This is a genomic window from Paenibacillus sp. N119s (genome assembly GCF_059447605.1).
Window position 1 is genome coordinate 1 of sequence record NZ_JCAJRU010000393.1, and the last position, 2465, is coordinate 2465.

General features: G+C 41.7%; 3 protein-coding genes. All 3 read right to left on the reverse strand.

The annotated features are described in order from the left end of the window. Positions 1-17 precede the first annotated feature (17 nt). On the reverse strand, positions 18-998 hold the full coding sequence (cyoA, locus tag AC5V8P_RS25040) for a ubiquinol oxidase subunit II (protein ID WP_064797239.1): 981 nt from the start codon (positions 996-998) through the stop codon (positions 18-20). Positions 999-1351: 353 nt separating this feature from the next. After that, a complete protein-coding gene (locus tag AC5V8P_RS25045; RefSeq protein ID WP_064797240.1) occupies positions 1352-1600 on the reverse strand; it encodes a hypothetical protein in 249 nt (82 codons plus the stop codon). Between the two features lie 213 nt (positions 1601-1813). After that, positions 1814-2465 (reverse strand): family 1 glycosylhydrolase (locus AC5V8P_RS25050; RefSeq protein ID WP_495474002.1); only part of this gene is annotated, 652 nt, incomplete at its 5' end.

A 2465-nucleotide genomic window follows, 5' to 3' on the forward strand; every position in this document is an offset into this window, starting at 1 on the left:
TCCTTCCCTATAATCATTTAATTGTGTCCGCTCATATTCATATGACTCATGTCCATTTCAGCATGCTCTTCTGTGCCGGACTTGGATGAATCTTCTGTGGATGTAGTTTCGCCATGCCCAGCATGGGGGTTAGAGCCTTCCACTACATACTTGTTGACAATCTCTTTGAACAAGCCATCTGGAATCGAAGAATACTCAGCAGGCTGGGACAAACCTGGTTTTGCAAGCGCCAAATAGCCGTCCTTCGTCAGCGGCTTAGACTGCTTCTTGATGTCAGCGACCCAGTTTTTATATTCTTCATCCGACTGGACTTCTACATCAAAACGCATTTGTCCAAAATGCTCACCGCTAAAGTTCGCACCCGAGCCAAAGTAAGTTCCTTCGTGATCGGCCTGCAAATGCAGTTTCATAGCCATGCCTGACATGGTGTAGATTTGACCGCCCAATTGCGGAATCCAGAACGAGTTCATCGGGGCGTCAGCAGTCAGCTCAAAACGGACTGGAACACCTTTAGGAATGTGAACTTGGTTAACTGTAGCTATACCTTCCTCTGGGTACATAAAGAGCCATTTCCAGTCCAGTGAAGTTACTTGAATCGTTACTGGCTTTTGCGTACTTGCAATCGGCTTGGAAGGCTCCAGCAAGTAGGTATATCTTGCAGTGATGACCGCAATAATAAGGATAACGATAATCGGAATAGCCCACCATGTGGTTTCCAGCTTTTTGCTGTCATCCCAGTGAGGTTGATACTTCACCTTGTTTGTGGGGGTATCTCGATACCGCCAAACGATGAAGAATGTCAAAATCATAACCGGTACAATTATAAGCGCAGACAATGCCGTTGTAAGAATGATCAGCTCTTTTTGTGCTTGCCCAATTGGTCCTTTCGGATCGAAAACAACGTATTTTCCGCCAGCATAAAAACACGTCCAGATGAGCAATGCTACCGTGAGCACGGTCAAAACCAACGCAATAATCGCTTTTGGTTTTTTGTTCATGTTGTTCCCCTCTCCTTAAAATAGTAAATTACTCAAGACTTAACGAACTCCTGTAATGTTGCCCTTATATAAGATAGCAGAAAAGCGGCCATTTTTTTTATTGTTAACAGAATTGTCGATTATTTGTCCGATTTTTGTGAAAAACCTCTCTAAAATTAAAATTTCTCTTGCAATTCAAAAATTCTTTTTAATTCAAAAATGACATATAAAAACGTTAATTGTGCATCTTAAAGTATCTTAAAAACGTTATATTAAAGCAAAAATCGGGACTCCTTACAGTTATCATGTCACACTGCTCGAAGCCCCGTGCTGTTGTTCTCGTTATCCGTTTTGTGTACAGCATTTTCAATGCATTAACGACGTCCGTTTTCTTGGTCTTCCTTCTTGCGGGCAATGACAAATGATTTCCCAATTAGAAAAATAAAAATTCCAGCAGCAAAGGCGCCAATGCCTGTCATTAGATAGATATTACGATCAGTTAAATTTCCTATATCAAGCAAAATAAGAATAATACCTACAATACAAGCGATCAAAGAAATAACAGATACCGTGCGGCTCATTTGATTATCCCTTGATCCTGATTTTCTAAAATTCACAGCCATACCCTCCACTCCCTCTAGTTTAAAATGGTTTAAAAAGTGCCCTCGTCAGGTATTTTTTTCAGTATGCACATTTTTTATTCCTGCTGGTCTCTTTATACTAGAATTATCTATAATTCATCTTGGCTATTATTACCCCAGAGGACCTTCTATTTAAACAAACGGGAGTGGAGACAGGCTTAAATCTACTCTGTTTTCATAACATTTTTTTTCGTTTTAACGTCTAGTTTCCAACCAGTTATTACTTACTACATTTCGATACCAATAGTAACTTTCCTTGGGGGTGCGGACCTGTGTGCGGAAATCGACATGAATCATGCCAAATCTCATATTATATCCCTCTGCCCACTCAAAATTGTCCATAAGTGACCATGCCATATAGCCTTTGACATGAAGGCCGTCATGAATTGCCCGGTGCACCTGCACCAAATGCTGCTGCATGTAAGAAATCCGGCGGTCATCCTGCACCTTGCCGTTTACGACCTCATCATTGATACAAGCCCCGTTCTCGGTGATGTAAATATCGATATTCCCGTATTTTTGCAAATAATGCAGTACCTCATACAGTCCACGCGACTCGACCGGCCAGCCGATATCTGTTACAGGTAGTCCCATATTGATTTCTTCGGATTGAAGAAATCCTGCTTTCGGATTAAAACGATTAACCGACATACTATAATAATTGATACCGATCATATCAATAGGCTCACCGATGATGTCCATATCCCCATCCTGAATAGGCACAGTAGCTCCCTGCTCCGCAAACCAGTCTACCAAAAACTGAGGATACGAGCCTTTATAAATAGGCTGAAGAAACCAGTCACTGTGCAGAGAAATCGTGCGTGCACAAGCCGCTTTATCCTCCTCC